Source organism: Ignavibacteriota bacterium (assembly GCA_013285405.1).
Lineage (GTDB): Bacteria > Bacteroidota > Ignavibacteria > Ignavibacteriales > Ignavibacteriaceae > IGN2.
In genome coordinates, this window is record CP053446.1 from 217,704 (window position 1) to 240,299 (window position 22,596).

Below are 22,596 nucleotides of genomic sequence, written 5' to 3' on the forward strand. Positions count from 1 at the left end.
ATTGCTTCTCTCAGCAGGGTCGGGATCGCAATTCAGATAAAAAAAATTAATTAGTAAATGATTGATCAACAATCTTTAATTCACCCGGATATTTTATATCTCCAACAGGCGAAGATACAGTTGGAGATGCAAACAGGGATAATCTGGTTGATGAACCCTGTTGACCTCCTAAAGTAAGCGCAAGATTTATAAGGTTATCAAAACCCTTGTTGCCAAAAAATTCAATCAAATCAATATTCATCGTCAATGGTATATTAGTAACTTCGCCGGTTCCCGGAACCGTAACAGGTGAACCAATGTTTCCTGATATTGTTTCGACGTTATCAATTTCTAATCGCCAGGGAAACGCTTTTAATGTTGCATCGGTTTTAGGATAACCACCTGTTCCATCATTTGGATTTTTTGCTTCAACATTAAGTGTAAAAGATACTGGTAGTTTTCCTGATGCAATTACCGATGTCAGGTTTACAACTTCGAGCGGATTGAAATCCTGCAAAGATTTTTTACCGGAGATATTAATTCCGCTGACAGTAAAATTATTGACTGCACCAAGTTTAAATTTTAATCTTGACAGATTAACCATTGTCTCATATACGCTGCAGCTTGAGGTTAAGAATAAAAGTGCTGTAGAAAGTAAAACTATTTTTTTCATGGTAGTCCAATTGTTTTAATTATGTATTGTTTAATTGTTAAACTCTTACGCAATCCTTTGACCTTCAATCTTCTGAATAATGATTTGTGCAACTTTTAAAGCTCGCAATCCATCCACTCCTGAAACTAACGGTTTTGTTTTATTTAATACGGAGTTGACAAATAGTTGAAGCTCAAACTGAAGTGCATTTAATTCTTTCTGTTCAGGCTGCTCATACACTATTTTTTTTCTCTTGTTACCAACACCAATTTCTCCAAATGAAATCTGCGTCGGCTCAGCCTGAGCATCAGGAGACAAAAGTCTGTAGGCTTCAGCGACACCGGTTACAAAATCAAGAGCAATATAACTATCACGCTGAAATATTCTCATCTTTCTTAGTTTCTTTTGTGATATACGGCTGGCAGTTACATTTGCAACAGCACCGTTTTCAAACTGAAGTCTTGCATTTGCTATATCAAGATGATCGGAAACCACGGCAACCCCGTTAGCCTGAACATCCACCACATCGCTTTTTACAAGACTGAGAATTATATCAATATCATGAATCATTAAATCAAGGACAACAGCTACGTCAGTTCCTCTCGGATTGAATTGAGCAAGTCTGTCTGTCTGAATGAATTTTGGCTCATCAATATATTTTTCCATTGAAACAAGTGCAGGATTAAAGCGTTCAATGTGTCCAACCTGAAGATTTAGTTTTTTCTTTTCAGAAATCTCCACAAGTTCTTCAGCTTCTTTGATTGTAGTTGTAATTGGTTTTTCAATGAATACGTGAACTCCGGAATCAAAACATTTTTTTGCAACTTCGAAATGAGCCGTGGTAGTTGCAGCTATTGAAACTGCATCAACTTTATTTAGTAAATCATCAATCGAACCAGTACCTTGAACATTGAATTCTGAACTAACTGACTTCAACTGTTCTGTATTGGAGTCGAATATGCCAACAAGTTCACAATTTTCAATTGACTTAAACATTTTAATATGAAGTTTACCGAGATGACCGGTTCCGATTACACCAACTTTTAGCTTTTCCATTATTATTTCTTTTTAGTTCTTAGTTTTTAGTTGATGATTTGTTTTAGTTTTTAGTTAATAGTTATAGTTAAATCGTTGCTTGTCATAGTTAGCGGATAACTGTAAACTCAAACGAAAAATAATAAACCAAAACTAACAACCAGCTAACCAATAACTGAATTCACAACTTAAGTTTACTTGCTATGTTTTCTTTATTTGTTCTTAGTTTTTAGTTGATGATTTGTTTTAGTTTTTGGTTTTTAGTTAATAGTTATAGTTAAATCGTTGCTTGTCATAGTTAGCGGTTAACTGTAAACTCAAACGAAAAGTAATAAACCAAAACTAACAACCAGCTAACCAATAACTAAATTCACAACTCAAGTTTACTTGCTATGTTTTCTTTATTTGTTCTTAGTTTTTAGTTAATGGTTTTAGTTGGATAGTTACATGTTATAGTTATTAGTTAACAACGAACCAAAACTGAAAACTAATAGACCAAAACAAACAACCAGCTAACCAATAACTGATTACTGCTTACTAATTACTCTCTTATAACCAATGATTCTTTCATACGGTCCTTTATCCTGTTCATTATAATAAAGAAAGACATCAAATTCTTTTGTGTTCAGCCAGGTGTTGCCTTCGAGAATAAGCCAATCAGGATTTAATATTTCATTATTGTCAACGTCAGCAGCAACATATTGATAATCGTAAATTCCTCTTTTCAGCGGAATGGTGATTGAATAAATCCCTCCGCTTTCATTCATCCGGTAATTAAGTGAAAGTTTCCAATCATTGAATGCACCGACTAAAAATATACTATTAAAATTCTCCTCCGGCGGACGAATTGAAAATGTAACGTTCAGGTAAGTTGAAAATTCATCTCTGTAATTTGCATATATTTTTCCACCATTAAGATCTTTGTGAAGCGGATTAAGAAAAAATCTTGAATATTCTAATCCATCAAGCTGGGCACGAACATCCTTTGTATTGAAAAGATTATGATCTCTGATATCTACTTGTCTGAATTCATTTCCAGCGGGGATATCTCTTGCAGTGAACGTAAAATTCCGGTTAGCATCCCACTTAAAAAATCTGAAAAGTGTATTGGTTTTTCGATCAACAACAATCGGATAATTTATCCTTTGATCATCAATTATTTCAATCCGGTCAACGAATGATGGATGGAAATCCTCCGTTAAATAGAAATCTGTTGTAACATTAATCGCCTTGGAAAGTTCAACAGGCCAGTATGATTTATCTTCCAGTTCATCTCTTTTAACATTTACGCGAAGTTCAACATCATTATTGACAACAAAAAATTTTCCGGTTGCATAAACAATTGATGTATCCTGTGAATCAGTTACATAAAATCTCCATTTGCCTGAAAAAGGAAATCTTACCTGATCTTTCTCATCGGGGTATGAACTTTTATGATGATACCGGGCATCATCAGCTACCATTATCGGAAGATCTTCAAAATCCAGGAAATAAAAAGTGTTGTATTGGTAATTAAGAAGAAAAATATTTTTTGTTGGAGTCCAACCTATGTCACAGAACCTGAAAACGATATTCATACTCGGATAGAATTCTCCCTGAACATCGAATTCAATCACAAGTTTATTAACACCAGTTAAAACAGGAAGTGAAGTTGGATTATCAGTTGAGTAAACATTAAGACTTTTCACCGCGAATTCCTGCGCAAATAAATTGATTTGCATGAACAGATAAAATGAAAGAATTAATATGACGGATTTCATTATCTCCCCCGGATTTATAAATTAAATATCTCAACGCACTTAATTGAATTAATTGGTATAAAGATGCCAATGTTTTCGCCCTCTCTGTTAGTTTCCAAAAGTAAGCCGTCATCATAAACGTTTATTAGTTTCCCGGTTTTAAAAACTATTTCATACAATGGTTGATCAGCTTGCGGATCTTTTACTGCACCATAGTTTTCGTGCATTGTTACATTTAAAGTATAATTGATGTACTCTGTCCAGTCGAGTTTCATATTTCTTCCTTACAACAAATTATTGATAGTACAATTTAGGATATTTAGAAATAAGATGCGATTGAGAAAGAAGGGGGAAAAATTATATTGATTTGTAATTGGCTGTTCCATTTATAAACTGATAAGTCAGAAAGATTAAAGAGGTTAGATGTGTCTCTAATTTTTTTAATATTTTTTTCTAAATCTTCTTTTTTGAGTAACTGATTACCTTCAAAAACTGTCAGCACTTCTATTCTTTTCTTTTTTATCAGATAGACTATTCCATAATTCTTATACAATAATTCTCTGATTACCTTAATTGAAAATTCCGGAACTATTCTGCCTCTTTCGGGATTTTTAGATAATCTTTCAGTATGCGATATTAAATGATCAATAAATTTAACCGCTGAGATGGGATTATCGCGTTTAATATAGGATTCTATCTCGTTTAATCTGAATATTGATTCTTTCGTCCAGAATACTTTCATTTTATCTGGAACGATTCTTCTTCAACAGCGATTTTACCTGTGCAGTTGAAAACACCTCTCCTTTTTCTGAATCTGATAATCCTCTTGCAACTGATTCTGCAAATTGTTTTGACTGTCTTAATCCATCAAATTCTACAGGAGATAAAAGTACGCCAGCAGGTTTGCCGTTCTGTGTAATCACTAAAGCATTTCCTTTTTCCTGAATCTCTTTAAGAAAATATGCCAGTCTGGATTTAAACTCGCCAACCGGGATTATATCCTTTGATATATTTATATTTTTCATAGTCGTTTTTTATTTAGTCTTATTACAGTCTTAATATAGTATCTTATTTTGACTTACTCAATTTAGGATTTTTGGAAATAATAAGCGATTGAGAAAAAAGGGCGAAAAATTATATTGATTTGTAATTACTTGTCTGGCTCAGCATAAGGCTGATAAATTTGACAGACTTGTCCGGCTTCGACGGATTAAAGAGGCTATGCCTTACCGACTATAAAACATATAGTTTAGCTTCTTTAACTTTTTTAAAATCCTTCTCATTAAAGGTAGCAACAGTATCTATTTGATTAGCTAAGCCAATACTTAATATTTCATAATCATGGATTTGTAATCCTACAGGTTGGTACTTTTTCAGTAAATCTCTGAATACTAAAAAGGTTTCTTTGGTTGGATATAATATGGTCATCGTATTTATAAAATCTTCGATCACCAGTAGGGCTTCTTTTAATGATAACGAATTTTGAGAAAATCTTGTTACCACAGTAAGAAATTCTGATAAGTTTTTTGATGTTGTATATAATTCGAGCTCTTCAGAAAATATCTTTTGAGCACTATCAAAATATTTTGAATCTTCGTCAATAGAATAAATTAAAACATTAGTATCTACTAATATTTTATTCATATGCTCTTTCTCGAATGTTTACATTATCAAATTGTCCCTTTAGATTAAATGTATGAATCTTCTTCTGTTTATGTGTTGTCTTCACTCCAAGAGAATTAATATATTTATATACCTTTTCTAATAAATCATTAGGCATTTTATCTATTTCTTTTTTTACTCTTTCTTTCGTTGTCATTTTTACCTCTTTTAAAAATTAACTTGCCTAAAATATAAATTTTCCACTCAAACATTCAAACTTTGCTTGAAGGCATAACGGTGTTGTGCTTAAGCCCAGTTTATCAGTCTGTGGCTGAAAGTGATACTTTTGTATATCAATTCCGCCAGAGACGGACAAACTTTCAAAGAACTATTTTTTTGCAAATCTTTTTGCAGGGCATTTTTGTTTTCTTTTTACGCTGTTGACTTTTTACTTACCTGTCCGGCTTTGACGGATTAAAGATGTTATGCCTTATTTAATATTATTTAATTTGAAAATAGCAAAAGAAACAAGACCAATAAAAAAACTGATAAACATAATTAAATATAGAATATGACTTTGATGACTTTTCTTTTGAATTGAATCTGTTGTTAGTGGGACTTCCTTTTTTTTAACGGTATAATCATACATTTTTTTTGCTTGTAAAGTTATAGTCTTTTGCATAATGTGAAATCTTATAAATCCTAAAATAAAAGTAATTGAAAAGGCTCCCCACGAGATATATAACGGAAGAGTATAATTATAAGTAATATTTTTTTCTATGGTTTGTATACTAAAAGCAATAATACCAATCGCAAAAACAATCAATATATGATTTAGTTTCCAACCTTGTTCATTAAAGATTTTTGCTATTTCGTTATAATCCAATTCAAACCTTTTGAGTTTTAATAAATATCAATCTCTATTTCGTCACCGTTAGAATTTGTTCCAACTGCATGTCTATTTACAATTATAGCACCAGTAAGAGACATCTGTCCACCGTTTGGCCAATCAACATATTCAAATTCACCACCGCTCACACTTACTTGAACATCATATGTCCCCGAAGGTGTTGTAACAGATGCACCATAAATACCATCTTGAAATTCATCTTCTTGTTTTTCGATGGATGAGCCTTCTTAATTATAGTTGTTTTTATTGTCACAACTACTTATTGCTATTGAAAGAAATAATACAAGAAGAAGAAAACCTTTACCTATTTTTTGTTTCATATTTTCTACCTTTCTTGAAAGAGGCATAACTAATAACTATTAATTATACTGCCAAAATTCTGTATAATCCTCTTTCAGCGGACAGGCATTCCGGCAGTGAGAATGTTATATTCTAACAACTTCTGCAGCCTGCTCAGTTCATTACCCGCTTAAATACTTTATCTTAATTCAAATCAAGTTTCTTAAATTGAAAACAAAACTTATACCAGTATTATATATCATAAATAAGTCCCGTACGGGACTTTATAATCTTGACGGCATAATGCTCTATAAATATTCAGTTCCTAACGGGACTATCATAAAAAATGAGTTGATACAAATTTTTTTTGTTTTTGTCCCAGAGAGACAAAATATTTATAGAAAAAAAATAACTACCCATAAACAGAGTCCCGTATGGTACGATATAGAGATTCATTTTCAGCTTAAAAATATTTTGGATAGAATGTAAAATAAAAAAGGTCACAATTTGTTTGTGACCTTAACAGCAAAAAGATGACATCTTTAATTAATTCGAATAGGACTAAACTAAAATGGTAATCGTTATAAGAACAAAACATTTATATTCTTAACAAAAAGATGTCATCTTTAAACTCATTACTAACCTGCGTGTGCACCGGATAACTGTTTCACCAAATCTCCAATCACAGCTTTTGCATCACCGAAAAGCATAAAAGTATGATCAGCGAAATAAAGTTCATTTTCAATTCCGGCAAAACCAGGATTCATCGAACGCTTAATTGCAAAACACATCTTTGCTTTATCTGCATCAATTATCGGCATTCCATATATCGGACTGGTTTTATCCGATCTTGCTGCGGGATTCACAACATCATTCGCACCAACAACAATAACAACATCAACCTGCGGCATATCAGAATTAATATCATCCATTTCAACTAACTGTTCATACGGAATTTTTGCTTCAGCAAGAAGTACGTTCATATGACCGGGCATTCTTCCAGCAACAGGATGAATTGCAAACTTTACATCAACTCCCTGCTTTGTAAGAAGATCATAAAGTTCTCTGATACGATATTGTGCCTGTGCAACAGCCATTCCATAACCTGGAACTATTACAACTTTGCTTGCCTGTTCTAATATCTGTGCTGCACCTTCAGGAGTTTCCTGTTTCGCAGATCTTGTTTCAACTCCTGTTTTTGAAGACTGTACCTGACCGAAAGCACCAAATAAAACATTTGTAAATGATCGATTCATTGCTTTGCACATTATAATTGAAAGTATCAGACCTGATGAACCATCGAGTGCACCGGCTGTAACCAATAATTTATTATCAAGAACAAATCCCATTGCAACAGCAGATAATCCAGCATAAGAATTTAAAAGTGAAATGACAGTTGGCATATCAGCACCACCGATTGGAATTATCAGCAGCACACCAAACAATAATGCAAGTATGATAATTACAGGAAAAATGTAAGTATATTCAACTGGATTTATAACAAGAAGAATCCCTCCTATTACTGCGATAGCGAGAAGACTCAGATTAATAAAATTTTGTCCTTTGTAAGTAATTGGTCTTTGAGGAATCCATTTTACTTCCTGAAGTTTTCCTGTTGCCATCAAACTTCCGGTGAATGTGAGATAACCAAGAATAATTTCAGCTATGATTGCAATCATTCTGAAAGTCGTTAAATTCTCCGGACCTTCGGAAAGCCATAAATAATATTTTGCGGTTCCGACTAAACCTGCAGCAAGCCCACCAAATGAGTGTGATAAAGCAGTTCGCTGCGGAACAGCAGTCAATGGAACTTTTGATAACGGTACACCAACGATAAAACCTAAAATTATTGCATAACTTATCCAATCCCAGTTAACAATACCGGGTTCAAGAGCAGTGCTTACAATTGCAATAATCATTGCAGCAACACCGGCAAATACACCATGTCTTGCAGTTTTTGGATCTTTCATCCAGTTAAGTGAAAAAATAAAAAGCGCAGTCGAAAGAATATATGCGATATGAATAATTGAATAAATCATGACTTCTTCGTCTCCTTCGACTTAAACATCTTGAGCATTCTGTCGGTTATTAAAAATCCGCTGACAATATTTGTCATAGAAGCAAAGAGTGCAATTGCACCAAGTATTGTTATAAAATCGGGATAATCTCTGCCCGTAAGTATGAGGGAACCAACAACAGCAATCGCCGAGATAGCATTTGTCAATGACATCAATGGAGTGTGAAGTAATCGTGAGACACGTGTAATTACACCAAGCCCGATAAAAGTTGCAAGCATAAACACGAAAAGTAATCCAAGATAGTCGGGTTCTGCGTGGGTTCCTTCTGCTTCAGCAAAGGCAATCCCAGGCAATGAGCAAAGGGAAAGAAATATTTTAATCAGTAGTCTATTATTAAAAAAAAGAAATCTATTATTCATATCTCACCTATTATTTAAGAAGATCTTTAATTCTTTGATTTACAACTTCTCCGTTGAGAGTAATGAGTGCACCTTTTATAATTTCATCTTCAAGTCTCAATTCAACTTTACCTTCCTTACCGAAGTGCTGAATGAATGCCAGAATATTTTTGGAATACATTTCACTTGAATGAGTAGGAACAAGGCTCGGAAGATTCGGTTCGCCGATTATTGTAACCCCATACTTCTTCACAATCTTACCTTTCTCGCTGACCTCACAATTTCCTCCAAACTCAACTGCCATATCAAGAACAACGCTTCCCGGTCTCATATTTTTTACCATTTCTTCAGTAACAAGTACCGGTGCTTTTTTCCCGGGAACGAGTGCAGTTGTAATGACAATATCAGCTTCTGTGATATGTTTAAAAATCAGATCTTTCTGCTTCTTCAAAAATTCCTGCGAAACTTCCTTCGCATAACCACCAGCATCCTGCATATCAGCAGCACCTTCAACTTCAATAAATTTTCCGCCAAGACTGTGCACTTCTTCTTTCACTGCTGCACGGATGTCGGAAACTTCAACAACTGCTCCTAATCTTTTGGCTGTACCGAGTGCCTGCAATCCTGCAACTCCGGCACCCATAATTACAACTTTCGCAGGTGAAATTGTACCGGCGGCTGTCATTAACATTGGAAAAATTTTCCCAAGATGATCTGCCGTCATAATTACACTTTTGTATCCAGCAATGTTCGCCTGTGAGCTAAGTGCATCCATTTTTTGTGCGAGTGTTGTCCTCGGAATCATATCCATCGAGATAACATTAATTTTGTTTGCAGCGCACTTTTTTGCCAGTTCAGGATGATTTAACGGATAAAGAAAAGTTATCAAAAGTGTTCCGTCTTTCATTAAGTCAATTTCGTTTTTCCCTGCTGATGGATGATCAAGTGGGCGTTGAACTTTCAAAACTATATCTGCCGATGAATAAAGATCATTTAAGTCAACAATCTTAGCGCCGGATTTTTCATACAACGTATTTGTAAAACCGGCATTTAATCCGGCATCTTTCTCTATCTGGATCTGGAAACCAGCTTTTATAAGTTTTGAAGCAACATCCGGGGTACACGCTACTCGATTTTCGCCAGGCAGGATCTCTTTAGGAACTGCTATTACCATACCTGAAACTCCTGTGTGAATTGAAAAATATTATCTTGTGAAAATTAAGTTGATTGATTGCGAATTGCAAAAATCATCATTAACATTTTCAATAGTATCACAATTTTGAAAAAGGAGACTAGGATTAAATTCGTTGCTAATAAAATCACATAGAGTGATGATTCAGTTTAAACTGGATTTACTAAAAAAAGCTCTATTTGAATAATGTATTGTTCAGCTTATCTGATAAGAATCATTTTTTTAGTTTGAATAATTTCCCCTGATCGTAATTGATAGAAATAAATTCCACTGGAAAGAGAGCGCCCATCAAACTTAACTTCATAATCTCCCGAAGGTTTTTCCCCACTTATTAAAGTTTCGATTTCATTTCCAAGTACATCAAATATTTTTAAGCTAACATATCCAGATTCTGCAATCTTAAACCGAATATTAGTAGTTGGATTAAAGGGATTTGGATAATTTTGTTCTAATAAGAAAGAAGCTGGTAGTTCTGCAAAAGAATTTTCAAGAGATGTTGTTTTATTTACGCTTTTGTAAACACCTTCGCCACTTGTTCCTGCCAAAATATAGTCATTATCAGTAATAATTAAATTATTAAGACTCACGTTATCCAGTCCTGAATTTATTTCCTCCCAGATAATACCATTGTCTGCCGATCTAAGAACACCGGTTCCGGAAAGCAAAATGAAGAGATTACCTTCGCTGTCATCTGCAAATGATTTAACAGCGTTTCCATTACTTTTATAGATAGAGTTCCAGCTATTTCCAAAATCAGTTGAGCGATAAAAATTGCTGTCGGAAGCTGTGGCATACATTTCGTTTGTTTTTGTTATTCCGAAAATTACTATTCCTTCAGGAGTTGATACTAAATACTCCCAATTACCACCGTTATCAGAAGATCGAAAATATCCTGTACCTGTCTCACAAAAAATGTATCCTATATTATTAAATGTAACCGATTTTATAAATTCAGCAGGGGATGTTAGTTGAATCTCAAACCAATCATTACCGTTGTTTGAAGATTTGAATAATTTATGATTAATGATTGCATAGACAGAATTATCGAAATTAACATTTACTTGAGTAATTGCTGAATCAACCTGTAATATAATATCCCAATAAGTTCCTGAATCAATTGATCTTAGAATAACTCCCATTAATGAACCACCACTGCTTGCAAAAATAGTCCCATTTGGCGAAGCTGTGAATGAAGTAACTGGCCCCATTGTATTTAATATAGACCAGTTTTCACCATTATCAGATGTGACAGATAATCCTGCTGGCACTGATATAGCGTAAACTTTATTTATTAGTCCCTTTTCCATGGTGCTGATTGTAGAATTATTTATCCCGCTTGAAGATTGAGACCAATTATTTCCAGAGTCAACTGAACGAAAAACCCCACTAAAATATGTCCCGGCAAAAAAGAAATTATTATTTTCGGCAATGGACCGAACCATACCGCTGGATTGAAGAAAGTTTAATTTAGTCCAACTTATTCCTTCATTTGTTGAACGATAAACTCCATAGCTGCCCAAATAAATATCTCCATTGCTTGAAGAAAAAATTATTCTTGCCGAATTATTTATAGTTGAGATGCTATCCCAGTTCATTCCTTCATCTGAAGAAATATAGAAATCACCGAAATTTGAGATAGCAGCAAAATTGCCATTATGAATTAATGTCAAATCATTTATTGATTGATTGGGAGGCAAAACATTCTGCCAGGTAGCACCTGTATCCGACGATCTGTAAATTCCAGCGTCGGAAGCAACAACTATTAAATTGATATCTTTAGTAACAATTGAACGTATTCCCCAGATATCACTATTTAATGCTGTCCAATTTACTCCGTAGTCATTGGATCTGTAAATATTATTCTCATAAACAGAACCAACATAGATTGAACCGGCATCGTCTAAAGTAATAGTTGAAACCAGAAAGTCTGTCAAAGAAGATTGGGTCCAGGTTTCACCATTATCAGATGAAAAATGAATTCCATTTCCACTGCCAGCCAGAATATTTCCATTTGGTAATAGTTCAAGTGAGTAAACACTCTTATTGGAAAATTCATTTTCCAGATGGTTCCAGGTTTCACCCGCGTCCGTTGATTTGTACATTCCGCCAAGCCATGTTCCGATTAATACGAAATCATCTTTAAAAATAAAATCATAAACAATTACTGTTCCTGGTCCAGGAGTTCTTTCCCAATAATTTTGTGCAAATGAAGAATTAGATTGAAAACAACAAAGTAAAATTGAAGTGAGAATTACAATAGGATTAGAAGAAAAAATATTTTTCATTTTAAAACCTTTGAAATTGTTACCTCTATTTTAACTTCAATGTTTTTTCAAGTAAAGTCAAAGTTTCCTGCCCTTTATTACTTAACGATCAGCAATCAAATTATATAGCCGGTTGTTCTTTCGTTAAGCAGTGAAGCGTTCCCAATCCCCAAACCAAATCAACTGAATGAATACCGATTACTTTTCTGTCAGCGAAAAAGTCCGATAATATTCCGAGCACAATTCTGTCATTCGGATCATTGAAAGTCGGAACCAGGACAGCATAATTTGAAATGTAGAAATTTGCATAACTTGCCGGGAGTCTTTGTCCTTTGAAAATTTGAGGCGAAGGCATAGGCAGAGACACAACATTTAAATTAGAGCCATTTAATAGTTTAATATTTTGAAGACGTTCCCGATTCTCATTTAATAAATTATAATTTTCCTCAGAAGGATTTTTTTCGGAAACAAGAACAACCGTATCTTCATTTACAAATCTGCAAAGATCGTCAATGTGTCCATGAGTATCATCCCCAACAATTCCCTTTCCCAGCCAGATCACATTCGTAACGCCAAAATATTTCTTGAAGATTTCAAAATAATCTTGTTTTGTAAAACCAGGATTTCGGGTCTGGACTTTTTCATCGAGCAAACATTCTTCTGTTGTTATTAAAGTTCCTTTACCATTTGTATCAATAGCACCGCCTTCAAGTACAACTTGCCTGCTGTTATGTTCAGCAGCTATTCTTTTTAGTTTTAATTTTTGTGAAATGAATGCTGGAATTTTATCATCGTGTTTGTAGTCATCATACTTTGCCCAGGCATTGAATTTAAAATCAATTACTATGACTTCATTTCTATCTTTCACAAACATTGGTCCGGAATCTCTCAGCCAGCCTCGGTCCGTTTTCTTAATGAAGAACTCCACATTTGTCAGACCGCCATTAGAATCTTTCAAAACTTTTTCAGCTTTTAATCGATGCTCTTTTGACTGAACAAAAATTCTAACTTTTTCTCCGCGTGAAATATATTTTACAATCTCTGCATAGACATAAGGGATAGGAGAAAATTTTTGGGGCCAATCACTTTTGTTATATGGCCAGCCAATCCACGTTGCTTCGTGGTTGGTCCATTCAGCTAATAAATCTAATTTGTTCAATTTTCTATTTTAATTATTTTCAAGGATTAGTATAAAAAGTCAATAGTCAAATGTCAAAATTCAAAAGACCAACTTAAAAGTAAAAACTATCTATTTCTTTTTAAGTTTAATAATACTGGCAGCGATTATTTTTGAGATTTCATCAGCTTCATTCAATAATGCTTTGATTTCAGATGAGCTTTTAATACCATCTCGGAATAAACAAATCCAATACTTTGTCTCGTTAGCTGATTTCAAGGCGATTTCATAATACTTAATAAATTCTCTTTTAGAGCTTGAGCTCTTTGCTTCAATAACATTGGCACCAATTGAAGTTGATGACCTTAATAGTTGGTCAATAATTGGTTTAAATTTCCTATCAACATCATTTGCAGAAATAAATTTTAAAACTCTCAAAGAAAAGGAATAACATCTAACTTTGATATCTTGATTATTCATAAAACTTTTGAATTTTTACTTGAACTTTTAACTTTTACCTTTTGAGTTTTGACCTTGAAACATTTTAATCAATAGCACGCTTAGTAATGTCACCGTAAGAATCAATCCTTCTATCTCTCAGGAATGGCCAGTTATGACGAATGTATTCGATTCTTTCAGAATCAATTTCAGCGAGAATTATTTCTTCTTTATCAACTGAAGCCTGGGCTATTATCATTCCCTGCGGATCACAGACAAATGACTGTCCCCAAAATTCAATTCCGGGAGAATCACTATTTAATTTTTCCAGCCCGATTCTGTTAACCACAGCAACATAAACACCATTTGCGATAGCATGACCTCGTTGAACAGTCAGCCATGATTCATACTGTGCTTTGCCGTGTTTTTCTTTTTCATAAGGATGCCAGCCAATTGCAGTTGGATAAAATAAAACAGCAGCACCTTGTAACGCCGTTAATCTTGCAGCTTCCGGATACCACTGATCCCAGCAAATCAAAGTTCCGATTTTTCCAAATGAAGTTTGAAAATTTTTATAACCGAGATCTCCTGGAGCGAAATAATATTTTTCATAAAATCCGGGATCGTCAGGTATGTGCATTTTCCTGTACGTTCCCAGAATTTTTCCATCACTGTCTATTACTACAAGACTGTTGTGATAAACTCCGGAGGATCTTTTTTCAAACAACGGGACGACAACACTCACATTATTTTTTTTTGCAGCTTCGGAAATTGCATTTGTGGATGGACCGGGAATCGTTTCTGCAAGATTAAAATTTTTAATGTCTTCATTCTGACAAAAGTATTGAGATCTGAAAAGTTCAGGTAAACAAATAACCTGTGCACCTGATTTTGCTGCTTTTTCTATCCAGTCAATTGACTTCTTTAAATTTGCTGAAGTATCATTGTTGAAACTTAACTGGACTAAACCGATTGTGAATTTGCTGCTCATAAATATCCTGTTTCTTTAATTTAAAATTAAAGAATTATTCACTGTGGTAAAATGAATACTAAGTTTTTCGAAATGTTTCTGAATTAATATTATTTAATATCCTGAAGACGAAACAAGATAACCGTGTTCATTGAATTCCTTGCTTCTTAAAAGTATTCCATCTTTAAAGTATTCTTCTCTTTGAATGAAGCCGTTTGTATAATAAGTGCGTGTGTATGAATCGAGTTTGCCCTGGTAATAGTATTCCACTTTTTGAAAAGCTCCGTTGTCATAATATGAATTTTTCTTGCCGTCAATTATTCCGTTTATATACGTTGCTTCAGATTTTACGAGACCGTTTTTATGATATTCCTTGTAATCACCATCAAGCAAATCGTCAACATAAGTGCCCATCGATTTTAACGAACCATCTTCATAATAAGTTACGACTAAACCATTCTTCCTGCCATCTCTTATAACAGTTTCAAGTTTAAGATGACCATCAGGATAAAATTCTTTGATCATTCCTTTTTGCACGCCATCAATGTAGTCAGCTTTGGATTTTACGATCCCGCTTTCATAATAAGTAACATAAACTCCGTTAATAATACCATTTGTATAAGGGATTTCTTCTTTCAAATATCCAGATTCATAATATGTTTTGGCAACTTCCTCTTTAACACCATCCTTCACAAAAGTTTCATCCAGCATTGTTCCTGCATCCGAATAGTTTTTTAACATTTCTTCTTTCGATTCAAACTTTCCCTGAAAATCATAACGTTCTCTGTTTAGCAGTTCATCGTTCACATATTCATCTTTTACTCTTAAGCTTCCTGCCATATCATATAGTTTTACAGTTCCTTCAATTTTACCATTTACAAAGTTTGCTTCAACAGCTACCATTTTATTTTCATGATAAATAAAGATTTTGCCATTCTGTTTTCCATCGACGAAAGTACGTTCGACTTCTACCTCTCCTGTTTTGAAATACGTTCTTGAGATTCCCTGAAGAATTCCATCAACATAACGCCACTCACCCTGCAACTCGCCGGATTTGTAATAAGTGTAAGTTATTCCCTGCAAAACTCCGTCCGAATAATTTTGTTCAGCCCAGAGTTCGCCGCTTTCATAATACCATTTTGATATTCCCTGTTTTACACCATCTACAAAATTCCATTCGATGCTCACTTTACCATCTTCAAAATACCAGGTTGAAAGTCCGTGTTCTTTTCCGTAGCTGAATTTCCAATCTTTCCAGAGTTTTCCGTTGGGGTAATATTCACGGTAATATCCGTCAAGTTTATCATACCAGTATTGACCTTCGGTTTTAATTTCACCGTTGGGATAAAATGTTTTTATCACTTTTGTACCTGGCAGTTCCTGTGATTGAGCGGATAGTGTTGTGATTAATGATATCGATATCACTATTAAAATAATTAAATAATTCTTATTCATTCCTACAGAGTATATAATTTATATTTTGAGTAAAGAAAATAGATTATTTTCTGATAAGGATAAATTCCAAATGAGGTACCATTCTACTGAGGGTGAATAATTTTCAGGAAAGAAATTTTAATGAAAATTTTTCTCACCGGCTTCTATTGACATATCGATGTAATCTTCTTTTCGCGGGATCGGACAGGTGAACATTGCTGAATACGCACAATAAGGATTGTAAGCTTTGTTGAAGTCGATTGTATAAATGAAGTCAGGATTTTCATTCAACTCAAAATCCAGATATCTGCCAACACCGTAAGTTTCTTTCCCGGTTGTTTTGTCAGTGAACCAGATACTGTAATATGGTTCACCGGTCCGACTGAAACTTTTATATACATTAATTCTATGAACTTTGCCATCCTTTTTTAACTCAAGATACCCAAGTAAGATTGCAGGTCTGGTTTCACCGCGCGTTCCTAAAATTTGAACAGTGTCCTGCACATCAAATTGAATTAACTTACATTTGAAAATGAATTCAGGATTTGGTTCATAATATTTCAAAGGCTGGAAGGATATTGTTGTATCTCTGTTAAAAGGCGAGCCAGGATCAAACTGTAAACTGTAATCTTTTTCTTTTCTTTCTTTGATCAGTTCATCAACATATTTTTTTATTTCAGGATCGTACAACCGGTTTTCATTACAAGCGGTTGTTACAAGTATCAGAATTAAAAATGAGATTGAAATCATTTTAATATAATTCAAGTGCATCTATCCTTTAACTCTCTTTCTTTACTTTCTTTTTCAACTCGTTTAATTTGTTCAGTGCTTCAAGCGGAGTAAGTTTTTCGATTTCAAGGTCTTTTAACTCACCACGCAGCTTATCATCCTGATATTCAAATATGCTCATTTGATTTTCAGGTATTTGCAGTTTTCTTAGTTTCTCTTTCTTCAGTTCATACGGAGTTAATTCTTTGCTTTCGAGATTCTGAAGTATTTCTTTTGCACGATTAGTTACAAAAGCCGGAAGTCCTGCCATCTGTGCAACTTGAATTCCATAACTGTGATCTGCTCTTCCGGGATTTACTTTGTGAAGAAAAATTACTTTGTCATCATATTCACGTACTTCAACTTTATAATTTTTTATTTTAGGAAAAAGATCAGCCATCTCATTCAGTTCGTGATAGTGTGTTGCGAAAAGAGTTTTTGCGGCAACATCTTTATTATCGTGAAGATATTCTGTGATCGCCCATGCGATTGAAATTCCGTCAAACGTACTTGTTCCTCTTCCAATCTCATCAAGCAATATCAAACTTTTAGACGAAGCATTATTCAAAATATTTGCAGCTTCCTGCATCTCCACAAGAAAAGTACTTTCACCGGAAGTGATGTTATCGCTTGCACCAACACGGGTAAAAATTCTATCAACCAATCCAACCTTTGCACTTTTTGCAGAAACGAATGAACCAATCTGTGACATCAGAACGATCAATCCAATCTGTCGGAGATAAACAGATTTGCCAGCCATATTCGGTCCGGTTAATAAAATTATCTGATCATTTTTATTATCAATAACACAATCATTCGGTTTAAACTTTTCTCCCGGTGGAAGAATCTGTTCAACAACAGGATGTCGTCCATCAATTATTTCAAGCTCTGCTCCATCGTGAACTTCCGGCTTTGAATATTTATATGCTTCTGCACATTCTGCAAATGAGATCAAACAATCAATTAAAGCAATCATTCTTGCATTATTCTGAATCGCAACTGCTTCAGCAGCAACAAACTTTCTAAGTTCATCGAAGAGTTCTGATTCAAGTTCGTGAATCTTTTCCTCAGCATTCAGAATTTTATCTTCATACTCTTTCAATTCTGGCGTGATATATCTTTCAGAATTAACAAGCGTTTGCTTTCTAATATAATTTTCGGGAACTTTTTCTTTGTGTGCATTGCTGATATCAATGTAATAACCGAAAACATTGTTGAAGCTTACTTTTAAAGATGGAATTCCACTTCGTTCTCTTTCGGTTTTCTGGAGTTTTGCAATCCAATCTTTTCCGTGGAAAGCAATGTTTCTAAGTTCATCAAGTTCAGGACTGAAACCATTCCGTATAACTCCACCATCAACTAATGTCGCAGGTGGAGAATCAATAACTGCATTCTGAATTCTTTCAACTAAATTTTCAAGTGGATTGAGTTCTCGTGAAGTTTTTGACAAAGCATCTGTCTTAAAATTTGATAGATGTTCTTTTATAGCCGGTATTTTTTTTAGGGAAGTTTTTAATGCAACAACTTCTCTCGGATTTGCTCTGCCTGTACAGATTCTTGAAATGATTCTTTCAATATCGCCGACTTCCTTCAATTCAGTTTCAATTTTCTTTCGCTGTGATTTATTCTTCAATAATTCTTCAACACTATCGAGACGGCTTTGAATCTTTTTCAGATCTCTCAATGGTGCAGAAATCCATTTCTTCAAAAGTCTTCCGCCCATTGCTGTGGTTGTTTTGTCAAGAATTGAAATAAGAGAACCTTCTCTTCCATCTCCGTGCATCGAGTAACTGATTTCCAGATTTCTTCTTGTTGAAGAATCAAGTATCATATATTCGGAAGGATTGTAAAGCGAAATTCGGTTGAGATGAGTGAGATTTACTTTTTGAGTTTCCTGCAAATAATTTAAAGCAGCACCGCTTGCAACAATTCCGTTTTGAAGATGCTCGATACCAAATCCTTTTAACGTAACAGTTCCGAAATGATTGAGCAAAAGTTCATTCGCATAATCATAATTGAAAATCCAGTCATCCATTTTTGTAATGCGGATTGAAGAATTGATATTGCTGATAACCGGAGTGAGATAATCTTTTTCTTTTTTCTGAATAAGAATTTCTGCCGGTGCGATCGATTCAATCTGCTGCTGAAGATCTGATTCCGGAACTTCAAATGTGAAGAACTCACCTGTAGAAACATCCGTAAATGAAATTCCTGCAACCTCATCTTTGATAAAAACAGAAAGCAGGTAATTATTTTTTTTGTGATCGAGAAGCTTATCCGAGAGAGTTGCACCGGGAGTTACGACTTCAATCACTTCCCTTTTTACTATCCCTTTTGCAAATTTTGGATTTTCCATCTGCTCGCAGACAGCTACACGGTAACCAGCACGAACAAGCTTTGGCAAATAGGAATCAATTGCGTGATGAGGAAATCCTGCAAGCGGAACATCTTCTGCCGCACCGTTCGCTCTTTTGGTTAAGGTGATACCAAGAACTTTTGAAGCAATTTTCGCATCGTTTTCAAATGTTTCGAAGAAATCACCGACTCTGAAAAGCAAAATTGTATCCGGATTAGCTTCCTTAATTCTTAAATACTGAGACATTAATGGAGTTTGTCCGTCTCGTCCGGCTTGATTTTCTTTGGGTAACTTGTTGGTTTGTGAATCCTGTTTACTCATCAGGCTAAAAATAGCTCAATCGTAAAAGAATATCAATTTAAATTCTAATAAGATGGGTATTGAACTATGGAAATTATTTAATGGTAATGAATTTATTTAAGCAAAACAAGTTTCTTTGTTGAAATGAAGTTGCCAGCTTGAAGTTGATAAAAATAAATACCACTAGAAAGGTTAGTTGCATTGAACTCAATCTCATAAATTCCCGAAGGTTTTTCTTCATTAACGAGAGTAGTAATTTCCCTTCCAAGAATATCGTATATCTTCAGTGATACTAAAGACTGGTGTCCAATGACGAATGACAAAGTAGTGCTCGGATTGAAAGGGTTAGGATAATTATGAGAGAGGAAAAAATTATTAGGAGCATTATCTATTTCATCTTTCACTTCACTGATTTTATTATATGAGTAAATAAAAACTTTCCCTACGGGATTTTCAGTATCAGGATAGTTTGGAGCGTAAGCAAATATTTCATCATACCTGTCATTATTTATATCTCCTGCAAAAGATATATATGGAGCAAAACCAATTGAATCTATATCAACTATAATTAAATCATAAGTTGTATCAAAAGGTTCTGAACCAAGGTATATTTTTATTTTCCAGTCATCCCCAATTAAAATATCGTCGTAACCATCTTTATTAATATCGCTACCTGCATCTAGGCTATAACCGCTATTTATCCTTAACGGATTCTCTAATCCAAAAGTATAAATAAGAATGTCTTGACCCTTTGAAATACAAAAATCAATTCTCCCATCACCATTTAAATCCCCGGCATTCTTTATTATTTCCCCAAAATAATCTCCTAATTCGTTAGATATAAGCATTGTGTCTGGTGCATTATCCATTTGGAATCCACCATAGTAGATATATATTTTACTGGTATCATACCCAGAAGGACCACCTATAGCTCCAATTGCTATATCATTAAAACCATCTTGATTTATATCCCCAATACTCTCAACACTTGACCCAAAAAAATCTTCCAATGTATCACTTGTAAACGTTATGCTATTGTTCCAGGAAATTGTGTCGCCTCCCCAGAAAAGATAAACATATCCCTTTCCATCAGTCCAGTTGTATGGCGAACTGATAACAAAATCATCATAACCGTCATTATTTATATCACCCATAGAGTTTGTTTCCCCAAAAAAATCCTGAATTGCATTTGGCTGATAAAATTCATTTACAGGTATTGTATCTATTATTTCACCACCGTAGTACAAAAAAACTTTTCCTTTGGGAAAAACCCAATCTCCGAAAACGCCTGTTAGTACAAATTCATTATATCCATCAGCATTTATATCACCAATACCATATCTTCCACCAAAGTCATTCAAGCTGTCACTTCCTGGATAATGAAAAATTACATCCGTATTCAAATCATAATTTGCAGAACCTAAGTAAAGTTTTACAACAGCTTGGTCACTCGTGGTATTCCCTGTTCTCATTGATATTACGAAATCATCGTATCCGTCTCCGTTTACATCGCCGATTCTTACAGCAACGTCAATTCGTTGCTCTGTTGATTCACCAGTAATTGTGCCTATTAGGTATAGACTATCTTGTGCATAACTTATGTGAAAAAAAGTGTAAAGGAGTAGTCCACTAATTAAGATTTTATTTATGTAAAATTTTGGTTTCATTGGTTTTTATAATTGTTGGTCAAGAATTTGTTTTGCTTATTTTCATATTGTGTAAAACCGGTTGGGTAAAAATTTGTGGGAAAGAAAAGCTGTGTGAAAAGAAGATAAATATTATTTTGGCGCAGAAAATTTTTAATAGAGGAAATCATTCTGCTTTCCTCATCGTTGAGACTGGATTCTATCGCCAACAGAGAAAGAGTTAAATAAAGTGCCAAGAAAATGTTCATAAGGATTTTAACCTTAAAAAACTACTGCTCAAATGTAATATGATCAACTGCCAAAGTAAATAGTATCAATAGTCTTATTCAATAATTCCACAAAATGAAGTGTCATGTCCATTGCTTTTTATTAAACAACTTCTTTTCGCAATCCTTGAAAATCCTTCCTTTTTTAATATATTTGCCCATAAATTATTAGAGAAAAACTAATCTCATAACTAAGCCAAATCATCAGAATAAAAAATAATTTAATTTTGAAAATTCAGGAGCTAAATGAAAAAAATAGGAATATTATTCGGGCAGGAAACTACTTTTCCACCTGCATTTGTTGAAAGAGTAAACTCAAAAAATGAGTCCGCCAAAGGCGGAGGAATTACCGCTGAGTTTGTTAAAATTGATAAAGTAATTCAGGGCGACCCAAGCGGATATGATGTTATCATCGACAGAATTTCACAGGACGTTCCTTTCTACAGAGCTTTCCTGAAAAATGCTGCATTGAATGGAACTGCAGTAATCAACAATCCTTTCTGGTGGAGTGCAGACGAAAAGTTTTTCAACAATGCATTGATGACAAAGATGGATGTTGCTGTACCAAAAACTGTATTGCTTCCATCAAACCAGCATCCTGATGATACAAACGCAAACTCATTCAGAAATCTTGATTATCCGTTGAACTGGGATGCAATGTTCAGCTATGTTGGATTTCCTGCTTACTTCAAACCGTTTGCTGGTGGTGGCTGGAAAAATGTTTATCGTCTGGAATCGCCCGATGATTTTTTCAAAGCGTACAATGAAACTGGTCAGCTTGTGATGATGCTTCAGGAAGAAATAAAATTCACAGAATATTTCAGATGTTATGCTCTCGATAGAAAAGATTTTCACATTATGCGTTATGATCCAAAACAGCCTCATCATTTAAGATATGTAATAAATCCGAAACCGATTGATAAAACATTATTAGAAAAGTTGAATAAGTCAATAACAACAATTAGTAATGCACTTGGATATGATTTTAATACAATTGAGCTTGCAGTGAGGGATGGAATTCCTTATGCAATCGATTTCTGTAATCCTGCACCTGATGCGGATAAAAATTCTGTCGGTGAAGAAAATTTCAACTGGATAGTTGAAGCTGCTGCAAACATGGCAATACGAAGAGCAAAAGCTCACAAAGCTGGTCAGAATAATTTAACATGGGGAACATTTATAAAATCATTTGCTACTAATACTCCTTTAAGTGAAAGTTAAGGTGAAATAATT

21 protein-coding genes are annotated in these 22,596 nt (G+C 34.3%); 1 reads left to right on the forward strand and 20 read right to left on the reverse strand.

The genetic code is table 11. The annotated features are described in order from the left end of the window. Positions 1–46: 46 nt before the first annotated feature. The 20 genes from HND39_00960 to HND39_01055 form a co-directional block, all read right to left on the reverse strand. Entirely contained in the window at positions 47–652 is a 606-nt protein-coding gene (locus HND39_00960; protein ID QKJ94944.1) for a hypothetical protein, read from the reverse strand. Positions 653–697: 45 nt separating this feature from the next. Further along, a complete protein-coding gene (locus tag HND39_00965; GenBank protein ID QKJ94945.1) occupies positions 698–1,687 on the reverse strand; it encodes a Gfo/Idh/MocA family oxidoreductase in 990 nt (329 codons plus the stop codon). 506 nt (positions 1,688–2,193) lie between these two features. Beyond that, on the reverse strand, positions 2,194–3,426 hold the full coding sequence (locus HND39_00970; GenBank protein QKJ94946.1) for a DUF5103 domain-containing protein: 1,233 nt from the start codon (positions 3,424–3,426) through the stop codon (positions 2,194–2,196). A gap of 14 nt (positions 3,427–3,440) precedes the next feature. Beyond that, a complete protein-coding gene (locus HND39_00975) occupies positions 3,441–3,680 on the reverse strand; it encodes a hypothetical protein (GenBank protein ID QKJ94947.1) in 240 nt (79 codons plus the stop codon). Between the two features lie 44 nt (positions 3,681–3,724). Beyond that, a complete protein-coding gene (locus HND39_00980; protein QKJ94948.1) occupies positions 3,725–4,147 on the reverse strand; it encodes a type II toxin-antitoxin system RelE/ParE family toxin in 423 nt (140 codons plus the stop codon). A gap of 1 nt (position 4,148) precedes the next feature. Continuing rightward, entirely contained in the window at positions 4,149–4,430 is a 282-nt protein-coding gene (locus tag HND39_00985; protein QKJ94949.1) for a type II toxin-antitoxin system Phd/YefM family antitoxin, read from the reverse strand. 208 nt (positions 4,431–4,638) lie between these two features. Beyond that, on the reverse strand, positions 4,639–5,049 hold the full coding sequence (locus HND39_00990; protein QKJ94950.1) for a type II toxin-antitoxin system VapC family toxin: 411 nt from the start codon (positions 5,047–5,049) through the stop codon (positions 4,639–4,641). Beyond that, positions 5,042–5,224: a hypothetical protein gene (locus HND39_00995; GenBank protein QKJ94951.1), complete on the reverse strand. Its 183-nt coding sequence runs from the start codon at positions 5,222–5,224 to the stop codon at positions 5,042–5,044. Before HND39_00995 ends, HND39_00990 begins: the two co-directional genes overlap by 8 nt. Before the next feature lie 273 nt (positions 5,225–5,497). Then, complete coding sequence (locus tag HND39_01000) at positions 5,498–5,893, reverse strand: hypothetical protein (protein ID QKJ94952.1); 396 nt, start codon at positions 5,891–5,893, stop codon at positions 5,498–5,500. A 941-nt stretch (positions 5,894–6,834) separates the two neighbouring features. Further along, entirely contained in the window at positions 6,835–8,232 is a 1,398-nt protein-coding gene (locus HND39_01005; protein QKJ97833.1) for an NAD(P)(+) transhydrogenase (Re/Si-specific) subunit beta, read from the reverse strand. Beyond that, a complete protein-coding gene (locus HND39_01010; protein ID QKJ94953.1) occupies positions 8,232–8,633 on the reverse strand; it encodes an NAD(P) transhydrogenase subunit alpha in 402 nt (133 codons plus the stop codon). Before HND39_01010 ends, HND39_01005 begins: the two co-directional genes overlap by 1 nt. Positions 8,634–8,643: 10 nt before the next feature. Continuing rightward, complete coding sequence (locus HND39_01015) at positions 8,644–9,786, reverse strand: Re/Si-specific NAD(P)(+) transhydrogenase subunit alpha (GenBank protein QKJ94954.1); 1,143 nt, start codon at positions 9,784–9,786, stop codon at positions 8,644–8,646. A gap of 218 nt (positions 9,787–10,004) precedes the next feature. Beyond that, on the reverse strand, positions 10,005–11,399 hold the full coding sequence (locus HND39_01020; protein ID QKJ97834.1) for a T9SS type A sorting domain-containing protein: 1,395 nt from the start codon (positions 11,397–11,399) through the stop codon (positions 10,005–10,007). 790 nt (positions 11,400–12,189) lie between these two features. Further along, positions 12,190–13,227 carry an agmatine deiminase family protein gene (locus HND39_01025; GenBank protein ID QKJ94955.1) on the reverse strand — a complete coding sequence of 346 codons (1,038 nt, stop codon included), beginning with the start codon at positions 13,225–13,227 and terminating at the stop codon, positions 12,190–12,192. A 90-nt stretch (positions 13,228–13,317) separates the two neighbouring features. Then, on the reverse strand, positions 13,318–13,665 hold the full coding sequence (locus HND39_01030; GenBank protein QKJ94956.1) for a four helix bundle protein: 348 nt from the start codon (positions 13,663–13,665) through the stop codon (positions 13,318–13,320). A 64-nt stretch (positions 13,666–13,729) separates the two neighbouring features. Beyond that, positions 13,730–14,614 (reverse strand): carbon-nitrogen hydrolase, encoded by an 885-nt coding sequence (locus HND39_01035; GenBank protein QKJ94957.1) that lies wholly within the window; start codon positions 14,612–14,614, stop codon positions 13,730–13,732. A 93-nt stretch (positions 14,615–14,707) separates the two neighbouring features. Then, entirely contained in the window at positions 14,708–16,018 is a 1,311-nt protein-coding gene (locus tag HND39_01040; GenBank protein ID QKJ94958.1) for a hypothetical protein, read from the reverse strand. 147 nt (positions 16,019–16,165) lie between these two features. After that, the gene (locus tag HND39_01045) at positions 16,166–16,777 is read right to left on the reverse strand and encodes a DUF1684 domain-containing protein (GenBank protein ID QKJ94959.1); all 612 of its coding nucleotides are present in this window, start codon (positions 16,775–16,777) and stop codon (positions 16,166–16,168) included. A gap of 28 nt (positions 16,778–16,805) precedes the next feature. Beyond that, on the reverse strand, positions 16,806–19,397 hold the full coding sequence (gene mutS, locus HND39_01050; protein ID QKJ97835.1) for a DNA mismatch repair protein MutS: 2,592 nt from the start codon (positions 19,395–19,397) through the stop codon (positions 16,806–16,808). Positions 19,398–19,564: 167 nt separating this feature from the next. Beyond that, entirely contained in the window at positions 19,565–21,118 is a 1,554-nt protein-coding gene (locus HND39_01055) for a T9SS type A sorting domain-containing protein (protein QKJ94960.1), read from the reverse strand. Positions 21,119–21,609: 491 nt separating this feature from the next. Between HND39_01055 and HND39_01060 the strand changes: the two genes are divergently transcribed. Then, a complete protein-coding gene (locus HND39_01060) occupies positions 21,610–22,584 on the forward strand; it encodes a hypothetical protein (GenBank protein QKJ94961.1) in 975 nt (324 codons plus the stop codon). The last annotated feature ends 12 nt before the right edge of the window (positions 22,585–22,596 follow it).